This window comes from Acidovorax sp., from assembly GCF_016783915.1.
In the GTDB taxonomy this organism is placed as follows: Bacteria; Pseudomonadota; Gammaproteobacteria; order Burkholderiales; family Burkholderiaceae_C; genus Acidovorax.
Window position 1 is genome coordinate 1 of the sequence record NZ_JADHVT010000102.1, and the last position, 17,457, is coordinate 17,457.

General features: G+C 62.8%; 17 protein-coding genes and 2 tRNA genes. 13 read left to right on the top strand and 6 right to left on the bottom strand.

The genetic code is table 11. The features are described 5' to 3' along the window. Positions 1–59: 59 nt before the first annotated feature. From ISS20_RS16910 to ISS20_RS16920, 3 genes are read right to left on the bottom strand one after another with little or no spacing between them, the layout of a single operon-like run. Positions 60–350 (bottom strand): hypothetical protein, encoded by a 291-nt coding sequence (locus ISS20_RS16910; protein WP_291438138.1) that lies wholly within the window; start codon positions 348–350, stop codon positions 60–62. A 3-nt stretch (positions 351–353) separates the two neighbouring features. Then, positions 354–620: a hypothetical protein gene (locus ISS20_RS16915; RefSeq protein WP_291438139.1), complete on the bottom strand. Its 267-nt coding sequence runs from the start codon at positions 618–620 to the stop codon at positions 354–356. A 7-nt stretch (positions 621–627) separates the two neighbouring features. Further along, the gene (locus ISS20_RS16920) at positions 628–852 is read right to left on the bottom strand and encodes a hypothetical protein (protein WP_291438140.1); all 225 of its coding nucleotides are present in this window, start codon (positions 850–852) and stop codon (positions 628–630) included. Between the two features lie 441 nt (positions 853–1,293). On the opposite strand from ISS20_RS16920, the gene phaR reads away from it, so the two are divergent. Continuing rightward, a complete protein-coding gene (gene phaR, locus ISS20_RS16925) occupies positions 1,294–1,854 on the top strand; it encodes a polyhydroxyalkanoate synthesis repressor PhaR (RefSeq protein WP_056064204.1) in 561 nt (186 codons plus the stop codon). A gap of 135 nt (positions 1,855–1,989) precedes the next feature. Beyond that, the gene (gene rimO, locus ISS20_RS16930) at positions 1,990–3,381 is read left to right on the top strand and encodes a 30S ribosomal protein S12 methylthiotransferase RimO (protein ID WP_099730612.1); all 1,392 of its coding nucleotides are present in this window, start codon (positions 1,990–1,992) and stop codon (positions 3,379–3,381) included. Positions 3,382–3,520: 139 nt separating this feature from the next. Here rimO and efp read toward each other — a convergent pair whose 3' ends face one another. The 3 genes from efp to ISS20_RS16945 form a co-directional block, all read right to left on the bottom strand. Continuing rightward, positions 3,521–4,075 carry an elongation factor P gene (efp, locus tag ISS20_RS16935; RefSeq protein ID WP_008906801.1) on the bottom strand — a complete coding sequence of 185 codons (555 nt, stop codon included), beginning with the start codon at positions 4,073–4,075 and terminating at the stop codon, positions 3,521–3,523. A 140-nt stretch (positions 4,076–4,215) separates the two neighbouring features. After that, positions 4,216–5,361, bottom strand: coding sequence for an elongation factor P maturation arginine rhamnosyltransferase EarP (gene earP / locus ISS20_RS16940; RefSeq protein ID WP_291438141.1), 1,146 nt, complete (start codon positions 5,359–5,361; stop codon positions 4,216–4,218). Next, positions 5,358–6,254, bottom strand: a complete 897-nt coding sequence (locus tag ISS20_RS16945) for a LysR family transcriptional regulator (protein ID WP_291438142.1) — start codon at positions 6,252–6,254, stop codon at positions 5,358–5,360. Before ISS20_RS16945 ends, earP begins: the two co-directional genes overlap by 4 nt. A gap of 149 nt (positions 6,255–6,403) precedes the next feature. Here ISS20_RS16945 and ISS20_RS16950 point away from each other — a divergent pair, with 149 nt between their 5' ends. From ISS20_RS16950 to ISS20_RS17000, 11 genes are all read left to right on the top strand, one after another. Beyond that, positions 6,404–7,633 carry a CoA transferase gene (locus tag ISS20_RS16950; RefSeq protein ID WP_291438143.1) on the top strand — a complete coding sequence of 410 codons (1,230 nt, stop codon included), beginning with the start codon at positions 6,404–6,406 and terminating at the stop codon, positions 7,631–7,633. Further along, positions 7,630–8,610, top strand: a complete 981-nt coding sequence (locus tag ISS20_RS16955) for a hydroxymethylglutaryl-CoA lyase (RefSeq protein ID WP_291438144.1) — start codon at positions 7,630–7,632, stop codon at positions 8,608–8,610. Before ISS20_RS16950 ends, ISS20_RS16955 begins: the two co-directional genes overlap by 4 nt. A 46-nt stretch (positions 8,611–8,656) precedes the next feature. Beyond that, positions 8,657–9,637, top strand: a complete 981-nt coding sequence (locus ISS20_RS16960) for a tripartite tricarboxylate transporter substrate binding protein (RefSeq protein WP_291438145.1) — start codon at positions 8,657–8,659, stop codon at positions 9,635–9,637. An 82-nt stretch (positions 9,638–9,719) separates the two neighbouring features. Further along, positions 9,720–10,700: a tripartite tricarboxylate transporter substrate binding protein gene (locus ISS20_RS16965; RefSeq protein WP_291438146.1), complete on the top strand. Its 981-nt coding sequence runs from the start codon at positions 9,720–9,722 to the stop codon at positions 10,698–10,700. A 117-nt stretch (positions 10,701–10,817) separates the two neighbouring features. Next, a complete protein-coding gene (gene uvrC, locus ISS20_RS16970; RefSeq protein WP_291438147.1) occupies positions 10,818–12,821 on the top strand; it encodes an excinuclease ABC subunit UvrC in 2,004 nt (667 codons plus the stop codon). Positions 12,822–12,866: 45 nt separating this feature from the next. Next, positions 12,867–13,433, top strand: a complete 567-nt coding sequence (gene pgsA, locus ISS20_RS16975) for a CDP-diacylglycerol--glycerol-3-phosphate 3-phosphatidyltransferase (RefSeq protein ID WP_026436902.1) — start codon at positions 12,867–12,869, stop codon at positions 13,431–13,433. A 70-nt stretch (positions 13,434–13,503) separates the two neighbouring features. Next, positions 13,504–14,598, top strand: coding sequence for a tartrate dehydrogenase (locus tag ISS20_RS16980; RefSeq protein WP_291438148.1), 1,095 nt, complete (start codon positions 13,504–13,506; stop codon positions 14,596–14,598). A 301-nt stretch (positions 14,599–14,899) separates the two neighbouring features. After that, a complete protein-coding gene (locus ISS20_RS16985) occupies positions 14,900–15,172 on the top strand; it encodes an HU family DNA-binding protein (protein ID WP_008906675.1) in 273 nt (90 codons plus the stop codon). A 15-nt stretch (positions 15,173–15,187) separates the two neighbouring features. Then, positions 15,188–15,263 (top strand) — tRNA-Val (locus ISS20_RS16990). A gap of 60 nt (positions 15,264–15,323) precedes the next feature. Further along, complete coding sequence (locus ISS20_RS16995) at positions 15,324–17,252, top strand: SurA N-terminal domain-containing protein (protein WP_291438149.1); 1,929 nt, start codon at positions 15,324–15,326, stop codon at positions 17,250–17,252. Positions 17,253–17,301: 49 nt separating this feature from the next. Next, positions 17,302–17,377: transfer RNA gene (locus ISS20_RS17000), tRNA-His, on the top strand. The last annotated feature ends 80 nt before the right edge of the window (positions 17,378–17,457 follow it).

Consider the following 17,457-nt stretch of genomic DNA (forward strand, 5'->3'; position numbering starts at 1 on the left):
GTCGCGTTACCAGCTGACTTTTGGTCGGTTGGTATTTCAAAACCGGCGCTGTGCCGGTTTCAGCCAGTCACCACATAGCTTCGGATGACGTTCATCACCATCTGGCGGTGCAGTTCCTGGTTGCGGCCCATGCGAATGCCCTGTGACCAGAGGTCATCTGCAAAATCCTCGGTGTCGCTGGTGTGCCGGCGATCTGGTGGGCGGCCGATCCATTGTGTGTAGACCGCATCATGCTGGTGGCGGGCCAGCTCCGCTTTCGTCTTCTTCGTCATCAAAATCTCCTTGAGCCCGACATTGGGCACAACGGAGTCTTGCGTCACGACCACCGAAGCGGCTGCAAAATATTCCAAAAATTATTCCGGCAGGGCCAGGGCGACCCGGGCACCGCCCAGCCGGACCAGCACCGCTCCTGGTGTCTCCGCCTCAACCACTGGCACTCCTGCCAGTGAGCCGGGGTACATGTTGTCTGCCTCCGGCAGCATGGCGGTCAGGGCCTCACGGTGCTCTCGTTGGAACTGGCGGAACAGGTCGGGCCCCAGTTCGATGCGCGCGGGCATGAGGTGGCCAGAACGTGGACCTGCGTAGATCGCGTACACGAGGAAATCGATGAGGCCAGCCAAGACAGTCCTAGTCTCGCAAGAACCGTAGAACTACTTGCCCAGTCTGGGGTGAGCGAGCAGTCTCGCCGTCAATGGTGGCGACCAACTGAGCGTTGCTGCCGACGGTATAGATTTCATCGCCATCAATCCGGTACAGCAAATTGGCGCCTTGGCGAATGAACTCGTCACCGTCCACCCGACCAACTGGTGCACCACTTGCGTCCACCACATTCCATTCTCCGTTTTCAATCATTTGTCTTCCTGGTTGGTAATTTGGTGCCACTGTAAGCCAGGGAACTACCCGGGGAACTCTTCGGGGGCCGTGGTCGGTTACTGCTGGTTCAATCCCTATGGAAGCCCGACAATGGCCGACCTAAATTCCCTGGCAAAGTGGTTCGAGTCCAATCGCGCCTACCAAGTTTTTCGCTGAAAGAAACCAGCTTTCAGATTTTAGAAAACTTGGCAATGACACCGCTGCAGGTGTTCACACAGCAAGCCACCGCAAGGTGGCTTTTTTGTTTCCGCTTCTCTGTCACCTCACCGGGGCTGTTGTTGAGGAGGGGCAGGCGGCTGCACTGCATACGACGCTTGGCGCACCAGTCACCCGCGCGACACTCGGGTGCCTTGCATCATCAGGGTATTCCTTTGCCGTTGCGGCTCAGCAGTCTCCCTAGAATGTGCTGCACTGCAATACATGGGTTTTGAGCCCGAGGAGTTCGTTGTGTCCGAACCGAAAACCGCTGCGTCCAAATCGGCCCAGCGCGTCATCAAGAAGTACCCCAACCGCCGTCTGTACGACACAGACACCTCCACCTACATCACGCTGGCCGAGGTGCGCCAGCTGGTGATGGACCACCAGAACGTGGTGGTGCGCGACGCCAAGACGGGCGAAGACCTCACGCGCAGCATTCTGCTGCAGATCATTCTGGAAGAGGAGGCCGGCGGTGCGCCCATGTTCACCGAGGCGGTGCTGGCCAACATCATCCGGTTCTATGGTCATGCCATGCAGGGGTTCATGGGCGCGTACCTGGAGAAGAACGTGCAGGCCTTCACCGATGTGCAAACCAAGCTGGCCGAGCAGTCGCAAAGCGTGACGCCCGAGATGTGGGCGCAGTTCATGAGTCTGCAGTCGCCCATGCTCAAGGGCATGATGGGCAACTATGTCGAACAGTCGCAGACCATGCTGGCGCAGATGCAGGAGCAGATGCAAAAGCAGACGGAGCAGATGCTGGGCGCGTTTGGACTGAAGAGATAACCCCCTGCAGCGCTGCCAGAGCGCGGTGGCCACTGGCTTGGGCAGCGCCGGTTACGCAGGTTGCAGGGAGTGGCAAACGTTGCCATGAATCGGCAACCCACCCGCTCAACGCCGGAACTGGGACAATAGGGGGATATGAGCGAAGCAATTGCCCCCACCAAAACACCCAAAGTCGGATTCGTCAGCCTGGGCTGCCCCAAGGCGCTGACCGATTCCGAGCTGATCCTCACGCAGCTGAGCGCCGAGGGTTACGAAACCTCCAAGACCTTCCAGGGCGCAGACCTGGTCATCGTCAACACCTGCGGCTTCATCGACGATGCCGTGAAAGAAAGCCTGGACACCATTGGCGAAGCCTTGGCCGAGAATGGCAAAGTCATCGTCACCGGCTGCCTGGGTGCCCGCACGGGTGACGATGGTGGCAACATGGTGCGGCAGATGCACCCCAGTGTGCTGGCCGTGACCGGGCCCCACGCCACGCAAGAAGTGATGGACGCCGTCCACCTGAACCTGCCCAAGCCCCACGACCCGTTCGTGGACCTGGTGCCCGGCAGCTTTGGCATTGCGGGCATCAAGCTCACGCCCAAGCACTACGCCTACCTCAAGATCAGCGAGGGCTGCAACCACCGTTGTACCTTCTGCATCATCCCGTCCATGCGCGGTGACCTGGTGTCGCGGCCCATTGGCGATGTGCTCAGTGAGGCCAAGGCCTTGTTTGAAGGTGGCGTGAAGGAATTGCTGGTGATCAGCCAGGACACCTCGGCCTACGGTGTGGACGTGAAGTACCGCACGGGCTTCTGGGACGGCAAGCCGGTCAAGACCCGGATGCTGGAGCTGGTTCAGACGCTGGGCGAGATTGCCGAGCCCTATGGCGCCTGGGTGCGCCTGCACTATGTGTACCCGTACCCCAGCGTGGACGAGGTGATCCCGCTCATGGCCACGGGCAAGGTGCTGCCGTACCTGGACGTGCCTTTCCAGCACAGCCACCCTGATGTCCTGAAGCGCATGAAGCGCCCCGCCAGTGGCGAGCGCAACCTGGAGCGCATCCTGCGCTGGCGCGAAGCCTGCCCCGAGCTGGTCATCCGCAGCACCTTCATTGCGGGCTTTCCGGGCGAGACGGAAGAAGAGTTCCAGCACCTGCTCGACTTCGTGCGCGAGGCGCAGATTGACCGTGCGGGCTGCTTTGCCTACAGCGATGTGAATGGCGCTGCTGCCAACGAGCTGCCCGGCATGCTGCCGATGGAAGTGCGCGAAGAGCGCCGTGCCCGCTTCATGGCGGTGGCCGAAGAGGTCTCGATCGCAAGACTGCAGCGCCGGGTGGGTGCCACCATGCAGGTGCTGGTGGACCATGCCCCTGCCCTGGGCCGCAAAGGGGGTGTGGGCCGCACTTATGCGGATGCGCCCGAGATCGACGGCACCGTGCAACTGCTGCCGCCCGAGAAGATCAGCAAGCAGCTTAAGGTGGGGGAGTTCACCAAGGCACGTATCGTGGGCGTGCAGGGGCACGACCTGGTGGCGCAACCTATCTGATTGCTATTTAATTCATAGCGTTAGACCCATGCAGCACTAGCGCATTGGCTCTGAATCATAAAAAAAGGCTTCCCGAGGGAAGCCTTTTTCTTTGGGGGATCTCCTGTGAGGGAGAGAGGGCCGCGAGCCCTTGCCGTCCTTAGACGCGCTTGCGGTATTCGCCAGTGCGGGTGTCGATTTCGATCTTGTCGCCTTGGCTGACAAACAGGGGCACGGGCACTTCGAAGCCGGTGGCGATCTTGGCGGGCTTCATGACCTTGCCGGAGGTGTCACCCTTGACGGCGGGTTCCGTCCAGGTGATTTCGCGCTCGACGCTGGTGGGCAGTTCGACCGAGATGGCCTTGCCGTCATAGAACACCACTTCCACGGTCATGCCGTCTTCCAGGTAGTTCAGCGAGTCGCCCATGTTTTCGGCTTCCACTTCGTACTGGTTGTACTCGGTGTCCATGCACACATACATGGGGTCGGCGAAGTAGGAGTAGGTGCACTCTTTCTTGTCCAGGATCACGTTGTCGATCTTGTCGTCGGCCTTGAATACGACTTCGGTGCCGAAGTTGCCGATCAGGCTCTTGAGCTTCATGCGCACGGTGGCTGCACCGCGGCCGCCGCGGGCGTATTCGGTCTTCAGGACCACCATGGGGTCCTTGCCGTGCATGATGACGTTGCCGGCGCGGATTTCTTGAGCGATTTTCATAGCAAGTTGCTTGGGTTGGGGCCGCTCAACGCGCGAGCTGACAAACCTCCTGGTTTGCGCGCCGGTGCATGTTCTGCGGCGAAAGTGCGCAGGGCGGGGGCACTGACATGCCGCGCCTGATTTGCGCAAAGCCTCGGATTTTACCGTTTTTCGGAGACAAAGCCCAAAAGTTGTGCGACGAGGTTGTCCTGCGTCAGCAGGCGCGTACGGGCAGCCTGGGTGCAGGCGGTCCACTCTGCCAGGGTGTTGTCGTCCGGCCATTGCAGCGGCACGGCGTCCAGCCCGTTCCAGGTAGCGTGGAACTGCCGCAGCGACGCAGGGGCCTGCAGCCAGTCCAGAAACGCCCAGAGCTTGTCGTGGTGGGCGTTGTCGTGCTGCGGGTAGATGTGCCAGACAAAGGCCTGGCCAGCCCACAGAGCACGCACCAACGAGTCCTCGCCTCGCACCGCGTTGAAGTCGCAAGCCCAGAGCATTGCATCGAACGCAGCCTGGGGCCGGTGAGGCAGGTAGGACAAGGACAGCAGCCCTCGCTGGTCATGCTGTTGCTGGCCCCCTTCGGTGCCCTGGGCGGGCTCGGCCAGGGCCGCCCGCACAGCAGCGGCCGGTCGGCCAGGCGTGACCAGCAGCTCCGTGGGCTGCAGCGCACATTGTTGAAGCATGTTGGTCAGTGCTGGGGGCTCGTAGCAGAACAGCGACACCCAGCGTCTTCCCGGTGCTTCATCATCCAGGCCAAACAGGGCCCGGTGCTCAGCGCGCCATGCGCTGCGGTCAAACGCCTCGCGCTGCACCATCAGATGGGGCTCGCGCAGCAGACCGCCGGTGCCGGTGGTGAAGCCAGGGTAAAAAAACCAGCGTGTCCACCCCGATGCCGGGCCGGACAGAATGGGGGACGGCAGGCGGTGGGTGCGCTCTACATAGGCCTCTGCAGACAGGTATTCCAGGTTGATCCAGACGGGTTTTGAACGGTTTTGGCCAGAAGCGCTAGTGGAAACTGCGCTATATGCTATGAATTCAGGAGCAATATCGCAGCCGAAGGCCTCTACCATCACGTCGGGCTTGGGCTCTTGCGGGCCCGGTGGCGGCGCGCCCCAGGGCCGCACATCCACCCCTGGGCAACCCCCGGGGGCCATCCATTGCAGCGCCGAGGCTTCGTCCACCCACAGGCGCACGCGGTGGCCCAGAGCGGCCAGCTGCGCAACCAGGCGCCAGCACACGCCGATGTCGCCAAAGTTGTCGATCACGCGGCAGAAAACATCCCACTGAAGGGGGGGGTGGTCGGGGGTCATGGTGTGGTGGGCTGCGTGCGCAAGTGGTCCACCAGCAGCCGGGCCACCGTGGAGAGGGATTCTTCTGACCGCACACACAGCGACAGGCGGCGGTGGGCCCAGGGCTCGTTCAGGGTGACGGTGCGGATCTGCAGTGCGCCCTGGTACAGCCGCGCACTGCCGCGCGGCATCACACCCACACCCAGCCCGGCGTTGACCATGAGGCACAGCGCGTCGTAGCTGGTCACCTGCATGCGCAGCCGCAGCGGCAGCCCCGCTTCGGCCGCAGCGCGGGTGAGCTGGTTGTTGATGGCGCTGTTGGGGTGGGCGCCCACAAAGTCGTAGGAGAGGGCTTCGGCCAGCCGCACGGACTTGCGCCGCGCCAGCGCATGGCCGGTGGGCACCACCAGCACCAGCTCGTCGGTGCGGTAGGGGAGCAGCGTCACACGCTCGCCGTAGTGACCTTCGTTCAGGATGCCCACGTCGGCTGCGTTCTCGGCCACTGAATGGGCAATCGCACTGCTGATCTGCTCATGCAGCCGCACATCCACCTGCGGGTGTTGTGTCAGAAAGCTCTGCAGCTCAGCCGGCAAAAACTGAGTGATGGCCGAGATGTTGGCCACCACGCGCACATGGCCGCGCACCCCCGTGCCGTACTCGCGCATCTGGGAGGCGATGCCGTCCAGGTCGTTCAGCACGCCGCGCGCGAGGTTCAGCAGCGCAAACGCGGCAGCGGTGGGCTCGGTGCCCTTGTTGCTGCGCATGAACAGGCTCACGCGCAGGGCGTCTTCCAGGTCGGCCAGGCGGCGGCTCACGGCCGATGCGGCAATGTGCTCGCGCGCGGCGGCGGCAGCGATGGTGCTTTCTTCCATCACGGCCACAAACAGGCGCAGGGAGACGGGATCCAGTTTCATGGGGGCCTGATGGTAGCAAGCGGCACAGCTGCCATGCCGGTTTGCGATGGCATCTTGTTGCTTGAGCGATTTACGGCCCTGCTTGCACTGCGCATCATTCGCGCCGAGCCGCCCCAGCGTGGGGCTGGACGCAGCAGACAACTCCACCCATGGATTCCATTGCTTCCCCCTCCGCCTTGCAAAATGTGCGCGTCATCGAAATGGGCCAGCTCATCGCCGGCCCCTTCTGTGGCAAGACGCTGGGCGAGTTTGGCGCCGACGTGATCAAGATCGAGGCCCCCGCGGACCCGAGCCGACCCGGTGCGTCGGGCGGCGACCCGCTGCGCAACTGGCGCCTGATCAAGGAAGGCACCTCCGTCTGGTGGCAGGTGCAGTCGCGCAACAAGCGCTCGGTGGCGCTGGACCTGCGGCAAAAGGAGGGGCAGGATATTGCCCGCCAGCTGATTGCTGAAGCCGATGTACTGGTCGAGAACTTCCGCCCTGGCACGCTGGAAGGCTGGGGCATGTCGCCCGAGGAGTTGCACAAGCTCAACCCCGGCTTGGTGATGCTGCGCATCTCTGGCTACGGCCAGACGGGGCCGTACCGCGACCTACCAGGCTTTGGCGCCATCGGCGAGGCCATGGGCGGCCTGCGCCACCTGACGGGTGAGCCCGGCCGCGTGCCGGTGCGCGTGGGGGTATCGATTGGTGACACGCTGGCGGCGCTGCACGGCACCATTGGCGTGCTCACAGCGCTGTACCACCGCAAGGTCAACGGCGGCAAAGGCCAGGTGATTGACGTGGCGCTGCATGAGGCGGTGTTCAACGTGATGGAGAGCCTGATCCCTGAATACAGCGCCTTCGGCGCGGTGCGCGAGGCTGCGGGCAGTGCGCTGCCGGGCATTGCTCCGAGCAACGCCTACCCCTGCACCGACGGCTGGGTGCTGGTGGCGGGCAATGGCGACAGCATTTTCAAGCGGTTGATGGAGGCCATTGGCCGGGCAGACCTGGGCGCCGCGCCCGACCTGGCTAACAACACCGGCCGCGTGGCGCGGGTGGAAGAAATCGACGCCGCCATTGGCGCCTGGAGCGCGCAGCGTACCGTGCAGCAGGTGCTGGACGCGTTGGGCGCCGCGCGCGTGCCAGCGGGCAAGGTCTACACCGCCAAGGACATTGCCGAAGACCCGCACTACCGCGCACGCGACATGCTGCTGACGCAGCAGACGCGCGACGGCTACAGCGTGCAGGTGCCGGGCATCGTGCCCAAGCTATCGGCCACGCCGGGCAGCATCCGCAGCAGCGCGCCGCACCTGGGCGATGACACCGATGCGGTGCTGGCCGAGGCCGGGCTCACGGCCGAACAGATTGCGCTGCTGCGCAGCAAGGGGGTGATTCAATGACTGCATCCAACACCGTGTGGCAGGGCGCAAACCGCCGCATTCACATGCAGGAGGTCGGCCTGCGCGACGGTCTGCAGATGGAAAAGGCCTTTGTGCCCACGGCCGACAAGATTGCGTTGTGCAATGCGCTGTCGGCTGCGGGTCTGCCCAAGATCGAGGTGACCTCGTTCACATCGCCCACGGCCATCCCCGCGCTCAAGGATGCCGAGGTCGTGATGCGCGAGATCACACGCCGCCCAGGCACGGTCTACACCGCGCTGGTGCCCAATCTGCGCGGTGCCGAGCGCGCCATCGAGTCGCGCACGGACGAGCTGAATCTCGTCATGTCGGTCAGCGCCACGCACAACCTGGCCAACCTGCGCATGACGCAGGAGCAGTCCTTCGCGGCGCTGGCCCAGGTGGTGGCCCTGGCGCAGGGCGCCAACGTGGCGGTGAATGTGTCTCTGTCGTGCGTGTTCGGCTGTCCCATGGAGGGCGATGTGGCCCAGGCCGACGTGTTCGGCTGGGTGCAGCGCTTTGTGGACTTGGGTGTGGGTGGCATCACGCTGTGCGACACCACGGGCATGGCCTACCCCACGCAGGTGCACCAGCTCACAGCGGCGGCGCGCGTGCGCTGGCCGGGCATCGTGTTCACCCTGCACTTTCACAACACACGCGGCATGGGGTTGGCCAATGTGCTGGCGGCCATTGATGCAGGTGCGGACCGGTTTGACGCTTCGCTGGGTGGCCTGGGCGGCTGTCCGTATGCACCAGGCGCCAGCGGCAATGTGTGCAGCGAAGAGATCGTGCATGCGCTGGCGCTGATGGGCTATGACACGGGGGTGGACTTGGCACAACTGGTGGCGGCGGCGCAGCAGCTGCCTGCGTTGATTGCCCACGACATTCCAAGCCAGATCGCCAAGGCTGGCCCGCGCCTGGCGCTGCACCCGGTGCCTGCGGATTTCGACGCGATCCGCGAAAGGGCGCTTGCCCGTTGAGTGTGGGCGAGCCTGCATTCATCTACAACAACAGGAGACAAAAGCCATGACATTTCAAACTACGCTGTCCCGCCGCATCTTCGCGGCAGCCGTGTTGTGCTCTGCTGCTTTCGTTGCGGGCGCCCAGGACAAGTACCCCTCCAAACCGATCACCTTGGTCGTGCCCCAGGCCGCGGGCGGTGCCAACGACGCCATTGCGCGCGTGCTGGCGCAAAAGCTCGGCGAGCAACTGGGCCAGAGCGTGATTGTGGAAAACCGCCCTGGTGCAGGCGGCACGTTGGCCACGGGCACGACGGCCCGTGCGCGCAACGATGGCTACACCTTGCTGCTAACAGCCGATAGCGCCCATGTGATTGGCCCTGCGCTGTACAAGAACCCCGGGTTCGATCCGGTCAAAGATTTCGCGCCGGTGGCTCCCGTGGCCACGGCGGGCTATGTGCTGGTGGCGCACCCGTCTTTTCCCGCCAACAACGTGGCCGAGCTTGTGAACTTGGCCAAGGCCAGCCCTGGCAAATATTCGATCGCCTCGGCAGGCAACGGCACGCTGAACCATCTGATTGGCGAGATGCTGCAAAAGGCGGCGGGCATCCAGCTGCAGCACATCCCCTACAAGGGTTCGGCGGCAGCAGCCACCGACGTGGTGGGCGGGCAGGTGCCGCTGTCGGTGCAAAGCCTGCCGTCGGCCATTGCGTTCATCAAGGCGGGCAAGCTCAAGGTGCTGGGCGTGGTCAATGAAAAGCGCGTGGCGGCCTTGCCTGATGCGCCCACCATTGGCGAGACGATCAAGGGCTTTGGCCAGGCGCCCTGGTATGCGCTGTTTGCCCCGGCCGGTACGCCCGCGCCCATCGTGGCGCAGCTGCAGGCCGAGGTGGCCCGCGCGCTGGAGCACAAGGACGTGGTGGACAAGCTGGCCACCGTGGGCTGCGAGCCCTTCAAGGGCTCGGCGGCGCAGCTGGCGGTGCTGGTGCAGTCTGACCTGCCCAAGTGGAGCCGCGTGGTCAAGGACACCGGTGCCACGGTGGATTGAGCGGTGCAGGGCTGTCGAGCCCTGCTGCTTTGTTTTTGATATTCAAACCTTTCACAACAACGACAACGGAGACATCCCTTTCATGAAAACCACCCGCAAACAGTTCACCACCCTGGCCCTTGCCGCACTGGCCACGGGCTTTATCGGCCACGCCGCAGCGCAGGGCGCTTACCCAGCGAAAAACGTCATCATGGTGGTGCCCACCGCTGCAGGCGGCACCACCGACCTGTCCGCCCGCATGCTGGCGCAGGCGCTGGGCCCCGTGCTGGGCCAGTCGGTCATCGTGGACAACAAGGGCGGGGGCAACGGCAACATTGCCGCCAGCGCCGTCAAGCGGGCCGAGGCCGATGGCTACACGCTGCTGATGCAGTACTCGGGCTACCACGTCATCTCGCCCCACATCACCAAACAAAAGCAGTGGGAGCAGGGTGACTTCCAACCCGTGGCCAACGTGATCTCGGCCCCGCAGATCATCGTGGTGCGTGCCGACCTGCCGGTGAAAACGCTGCCCGAGCTGATCGCCCACGCCAAGGCCAACCCCGGCAAGCTCAACTATGCCTCGTCGGGCAACGGGTCGCTGCAGCACGTGACCGGTGCCATGCTGGAGCAGCAGGGCGCCATCAAGATGGTCCACGTGCCCTACAAGGGCACGGGCCCAGCCCTGCAGGACCTGCTGGGCGGCCAGGTGGACCTGACCTTTGGCACTGCGCCGCCGTTCATGCCGCACATCGCCAGCGGCAAGCTGCGCGTGCTGGCCGTGACGGGCAAACAGCGCCTGCCCAGCCTGCCCGACGCCCCCACCACAGCCGAGGCGGGCTACCCCAAGGTCGATGCCACCTCGTGGTTTGCGGTGTTTGCCCCCGCCGCCGTGCCCAAGGCGGTGGTGGACAAGCTCACGGCCGACATCCGCACCGTGGTGCAGAACCCGGCCTTCCAGCAAAAGGCGCAGGAGCAGGGCGCCACGGCGGACTACCAGACCCCAGCGCAGCTGGGTGACAAGGTGAAGGCCGATCTGGCCAACTGGGCCACGGTGGTTAAAACTTCCAAGATCGAGGCGGAGTGACCCGGAGGATTCAGAAAATTGAATTAAAAAGCCTGCTGGTGCCCGCCGGATAAGCGCTAGCAGCTATTTATTTCATAGTGATTCGGTCAGGCTGCGCGCGGGGCCACAATACGCGCCATGTCTGATGTGCATTCCGAAGAACTCCTGGCGCAGGTGGCTGCGCTGCCCGCGCTGCCGGGCGTGTACCGCTATTTCGACGCGCAGGATGCGCTGCTGTACGTGGGCAAGGCGCTCAACCTCAAGCGCCGGGTGTCCAGCTACTTCCAGAAGAACCATGGTGGCACCCGCATCGGCCACATGGTCAGCAAGATCGTGCGCATGGAGACCACGGTGGTGCGCTCCGAAGCCGAGGCGCTGCTGCTGGAAAACAACCTCATCAAGACGTTGAACCCCAAGTTCAACATCCTGTTCCGCGACGACAAGAGCTACCCCTATCTCAAGATCACCGGCACGCCGGGCGCCCACACGCGGAGCGATGCGCCGGGCCAGGTGTTTCCGCGCATGGCCTACTACCGGGGCGCGGTGGACAAGAAGCACCGCTACTTTGGCCCGTACCCCAGCGCCTGGGCGGTGAAGGAAACCATTCAGCTGCTGCAAAAGGTGTTCCGGCTGCGCACCTGCGAAGACACGGTGTTTGCCAACCGCACACGGCCCTGCCTGCTGTACCAGATCAAGCGCTGCACCGGGCCCTGCGTGGACTTGATCTCGCCCGAGGCCTATGCGGCTGACGTGCAGCACGCCGAGGCATTGCTGCGTGGTGAAACGCAGGAGGTGCTGCAAGCCATGGAGGCGCGGATGATGGCGCACTCGGACAAGCTGGAGTTTGAGCAGGCTGCCGAGGTGCGCAACCAGATCCAGGCGCTGTCGCGCGTGCTGCACCAGCAGTCCATCGAGACGGTGGATGACAAGGATGTGGACATCTTGGCGGTGCGCGTGCAAGGTGGCCGCGCCTGCGTGAACCTGGCCATGGTGCGCGGTGGCCGCCACCTGGGCGACCGGCCGTACTTTCCAGTGCATGTCGAGGACGCTGCGGCGGTGTTTGAGGAAGAAGGCGCAGAGGGCGCGGATGAAGCGGTGACCAGCCCCTCGCGCCCCGCGCGCCCCGTGGAGGCCTTGGTACTGGAGGCCTTCATTGCCCAGCACTACATCGGCGTGCCCGTACCGCCGTTGCTGGTGACCAGCGTGCCAGTGGACAAGGCGTTGCTGGACGCGCTGACCGAACAGAGCGGCTTGCGCGTGAGTGCCATCCACCAGCCGCGCGAACAGCGCCGTGCCTGGCTGGACATGGCGCAGAAAAACGCCGACCTGCAACTGGCCCGTCTGCTGGCCGAGGAGGGCTCGCAGCAGGCCCGCACACGGGCGCTGGCCGAGGCGCTGGATCTGCCGTCCGAAGACCTGGACCTGCTCACCATCGAGTGTTTCGACATCTCGCACACGGCAGGCGAATCCACCCAGGCGTCGTGTGTGGTGTTCCACCACCACAAGATGCAGAGCAGCGAATACCGCCGCTACAAGATCGAAGGTATCACCGGCGGCGACGACTATGCGGCCATGCGCCAGGTGTTGACACGCCGCTACAGCAAGGTAGTGGAGGCACAGCGTGAGGAGGGGGGCATCGACTTTGCCGCCCCGGACGCAGAAGCAGGCGCGCCCCCCCGCAAAGGGGCTGCGCGCCTGCCCGATCTGGTGCTCATCGACGGGGGCAAGGGCCAGGTGGGCGTAGCACGCGAGGTGTTCACCGCGCTGGGGCTGGATCTGACCCGCATAGTGGGCGTGGAAAAGGGCGAGGGCCGCAAGGTGGGCCTGGAAGAGCTGGTGTTTGCTGATGGACGGGAGAAGGTCTACTTGGGCAAGGATTCGGCCGCGCTGATGCTGGTGGCACAGATCCGCGACGAGGCCCACCGCTTTGCCATCACCGGCATGCGGGCGGCACGGGCCAAGGTGCGCGTGGGGGGAGGGCAGCTCGAGGAAATTGCGGGGGTGGGCCCCAAGAAGCGCGCCCGGTTGTTGCAGCGTTTTGGCGGGGTGCGTGGGGTGGCGTCCGCGAGTGTGGAAGACCTGGTTACCGTGGATGGCATCTCGCGTGAATTGGCAGAAGAAATTTACAAAGCATTGAGATAAGCCCCCTGTGTCGTTCCACGGCCGCGCCGTGACACAATCGCCGCCATGTTCTGGACTATCCCCACCTTGATGACCTGGACGCGCATCGTCGCGATACCTTTGATCGTGGGGGTGTTCTACGCACCGCTGGACCCGGCCACGCGCAACCTCATTGCCACCGTGATGTTCGTTGTGTTTGCCGCCACCGACTGGCTGGACGGCTACCTGGCCCGCAAGCTCAACCAGACCTCATCCTTCGGTGCTTTCCTGGACCCGGTGGCCGACAAGTTTCTCGTGTGTGCGTCGCTCCTGGTGTTGGTGCACCTGCAGCGTGCCGACGTGTTTGTGGCCCTCATCATCATCGGCCGCGAGATCGCGATCTCGGCCCTGCGCGAGTGGATGGCTCAGATCGGCGCCAGCAAGAGCGTGGCCGTACACATGATCGGCAAGGTCAAGACCACGGTGCAGATGCTGGCCATCCCCTTTCTGCTGTACGACGGGCGCCTGTTCGGCGTGATCGACACGGGTGTGTGGGGTACCTGGCTCATCTGGGCGTCGGCGGTGCTCACGGTCTGGTCGATGGTGTACTACCTGCAGAAGGCCTTGCCTGAGATCCGGGCGCGCGTCAAATAGGTTTCAAGTCTTTGATGCCTGGAGCGTTGGATCAATAAGCACAGGCAGCTATATTTTCAGGAGCATCTGAATGGCGAAGCATCGCATTGCAGTCATTGCCGGTGACGGCATTGGCAAAGAGGTCATGCCCGAGGGGCTGCGCGTTTTGGACGAGGCCGCCCGCAAGTTTGGCATCGACCTGCACTTCGACCACTTCGACTTTTCGAGCTGGGACTATTACGAAAAGCACGGCAAGATGCTGCCCGACAACTGGAAGGACCAGATCGGCGGTCATGAGGCGATTTACTTCGGCGCCGTGGGCTGGCCCGAGAAGATTGCCGACCATGTCTCGCTTTGGGGATCGCTGCTGCTGTTCCGCCGAGAGTTCGATCAGTACATCAACCTGCGCCCCGCGCGCCTCATGCCTGGCGTGATCGCCCCCGTGGTGCGCCGTGACGGCAGCCCGCGCCTGCCCGGCGAGATCGACATGCTGATCGTGCGCGAGAACACCGAAGGCGAATACTCCAGCATCGGTGGCCGCATGTACGAAGGTACCCCGCGCGAGATCGTGATGCAGGAGACAGTGATGTCGCGCCACGGCGTGGACCGCGTGCTCAAGTTTGCGTTTGAACTGGCCCGGTCGCGCCCCAAGAAGCACCTGACCAGCGCCACCAAGTCCAACGGCATTGCCATCACCATGCCCTACTGGGACGAGCGCGTGGCAGAGATGGCCAAGGCCTACCCCGATGTGACGGTGGACAAGTTTCACATCGACATCCTCACCGCCCACTTTGTGCAGCGGCCCGACTTCTTTGATGTGGTGGTTGCCAGCAACCTGTTTGGCGACATCCTTTCGGACCTGGGGCCCGCTTGCACGGGCACCATCGGTATCGCACCCAGCGCCAACCTCAATCCCACGCGCACCATGCCGTCGCTGTTTGAGCCGGTGCATGGCTCGGCGCCCGACATCGCGGGCAAAGGCATCGCCAACCCCATCGGGCAGATCTGGTGCGGCGCAATGATGCTGGACTTCCTGGGTTATCGCTCCGCGCACGACGCTGTGCTGGCCGCCATCGAAGCCGTTTTGCAACCCGGCAGTGGTGCCCCTCGCACCCCGGACCTGGGTGGCACAGGCGGCACTCAGGATGTGGGCAAAGCCATCGCTCAGGCACTCGCTGCTCGTTGAGTACGGCTGGCTGCGGGGTGTCAATACGGAATGCTGCCCATACGGCGTGTTTGAGACAAAAACGCCCGCCAAGCCCTGTCGCAGCGTCAAATACGACTAGAATTCAAAACAACGCTGACGCAAAACAGCGTGTTGTATTGACACTCTGAAACTCGATGGCTTTAATCTGATGCAGCAGCCACTGCTGTGTATGCCAGTCATTCCCCCGCCTGTTCTCCACCAGCCCACGGCTGTGCTTTCAGGCGTGTGAAGACCAGATATCCTCGAGACATTCCATTAACTCTTTTCCGAGAGGCTTCTTGTGAACAAAACCGAATTGATTGAGCACATCGCTACCAACGCCGACATCTCCAAGGCCGCTGCTGCGCGTGCCCTGGAATCCACGATCGAGGCTGTCAAGAAGACTCTCAAGAAGGGCGGCACCGTGTCGCTCGTCGGTTTCGGTACCTTCGCTGTGGGCAAGCGTGCTGCCCGTACCGGTCGCAATCCCCGCACTGGCGCTACGATTAAAATCAAAGCTGCTAAAGTTCCGAAGTTCCGTCCTGGCAAGGCATTGAAAGATGCCTTGAACTGAGGATCAGTTTAGGTGGGGTCCTTAGCTCAGTTGGTAGAGCGGCTCCTTTACACGGAGTAGGTCGGCGGTTCGAGACCGTCAGGACCCACCATCACCGAACAAAGGCGAACGCAAGTTCGCCTTTTGTTTTTTGCCTTCTGAAAGATCGACCATGTTTGAATCCATCCGCAAGCACTCCAAGATCGTGATGATCTTCTTGTTCTTGCTGATCATTCCTTCGTTTGTGCTGGTAGGCATCGACAGCAACTATTTCTCTGAAAAGAGCCCTGTGGTAGCACGTGTCGACGGCAACAACATCAAGCAGACGGACTGGGACAATGCCCATCGCATGGAGACAGACCGTATTCGCGCCCAGTCTCCCACGGTCGATCCCAAGCTGCTGGACTCGCCCAGTGCCCGGTATGCCACGTTGGAGCGCCTGGTGCGCGACCGTGTGCTGGCGGCTGCTGCGCAAAAGATGCACCTTGTGACCAGCGACGCGCGTCTCGCCCGTAGCTTGCAGGAGATTCCCGCGATTGCTGGACTCAAGCGCCCTGACGGGACCTTGGACGCCGATGCCTACCGCGCCCTGGTTGCTGCACAAGGTCTGACGCCCGAAGGTTTTGAAGCCAATGTGCGCCGCGACATCTCGGTGAACCAGGTGATGGGCGGTGTGATGAGCACTGCGTTTGGCTCCGATACACAGGTCAAGCTCGCGCTCGACGCTTTGTATGAGCGCCGCGAGATCCAGGTGGCCCGATTCAACGCTGCCGACTTCGCCAGCAAAGTCACCCCCACGGATGCAGACCTGGAGGCCTACTACAAGGCCCATCCCGCCCAGTTCCAGCAACTGGAACAAGCAGCCATCGAATATGTGGTGCTGGACCTCGACAGCGTGCGCGCTTCCATCACCCTTGGCGAGGACGACCTGCGTACCTACTACAAAGAGAATGTGGCTCGCATGACGGCAAAGGAAGAACGCCGCGCCAGCCATATCCTTATCAACGCAGCCAAAGACGCGTCCGCTGCGGACCGCGAAAAAGCCAAGGCACGCGCTACCGAACTGCTGGCCCAGGTGCGCAAGGCTCCCGGCAGCTTTGCTGATGTGGCCAAGAAATCTTCCGATGACAAGGGCTCGGCCGTTGCGGGAGGCGACCTGAACTTCTTCGCCCGGGGTGCGATGGTCAAGCCATTTGAGGAGGCTGCTTTCGCTCTGAAAAAGGGCGAGATCAGCGACTTGGTGGAAACCGAGTTTGGTTATCACATCATCCAGCTCACCGATATCAAGACACCTCGCCAGCCCACGTTTGAAGAACTGCGCCCCACCATGGAGGCTGAACTCAAGCAGCAGCAGGCCCAGCGCAAATTTGCCGAAGTGGCAGAGTCTTTCACCAACGGTGTGTATGAGCAGGCAGATAGCCTCCAGCCCGTGGCCGACAAGCTCAAGCTCAAGATCCAGATCGCCAAGGGCGTGACGCGGACCCCTGCTGCAGGTGCCAAGGGGGCTTTGGCCAATGCCAAGTTCCTCGAAGCACTTTTTGCCACAGACTCGCTGCAAAACAAGCGCAACACCGAGGCCGTGGAGGTAGGCCCCAGCCAGATGGCTGCCGGCCGTGTCACCACCTACACCCCCGCGCTGACGCTGCCCTATGACGAAGTGAAGGCCCGTGTCCGCAGCTTGTATGTGGCTGAAAAATCCGCCGAACTGGCTCGCAAGGAAGGCGAGGCCAAACTTGCTGTGTGGAAGGCGGATCCCTCGTCCGCGACAGGTCTGGCAGCAGCCGTGGAAGTCTCGCGCGAACAGACCCAGAACTTGCCTCGCGCTTTGATCGACGCAGCTCTGCGTGCTCCCACCGAGGCGCTGCCAGGCTGGACGGGTGTGGATCTGGGTGCTGCTGGTTATGCTATGGTCAAGGTCAACCGTGTAGTGCCGCGGCAGGCTCCGGATGCACAGCGTGCGCAGCAAGAGCGCCAACAATACGTGCAATGGCTGGCGACGGCTGAGGGGTTGGCTTACTATGAACTGCTCAAGCAGCGCTTCAAAGTCCAGATCAAGGTACCACGTCCCGAAGCTGCGACGGCAGTCACTGCAGAAAATTAAGCGATTTAATGTCCGGGGATAAAATACCGGGCTATAATACAAAGCTACGGTGGCTGTAGCTCAGTTGGTAGAGTCCAGGATTGTGATTCCTGTTGTCGTGGGTTCGAGCCCCATCAGCCACCCCAAAATAGCAAAGCGCTGCAACAGAAATGTTGCAGCGCTTTTTGCTTTGGGGCATGGGTTGCTGTCTTGCATTTATGCCTGT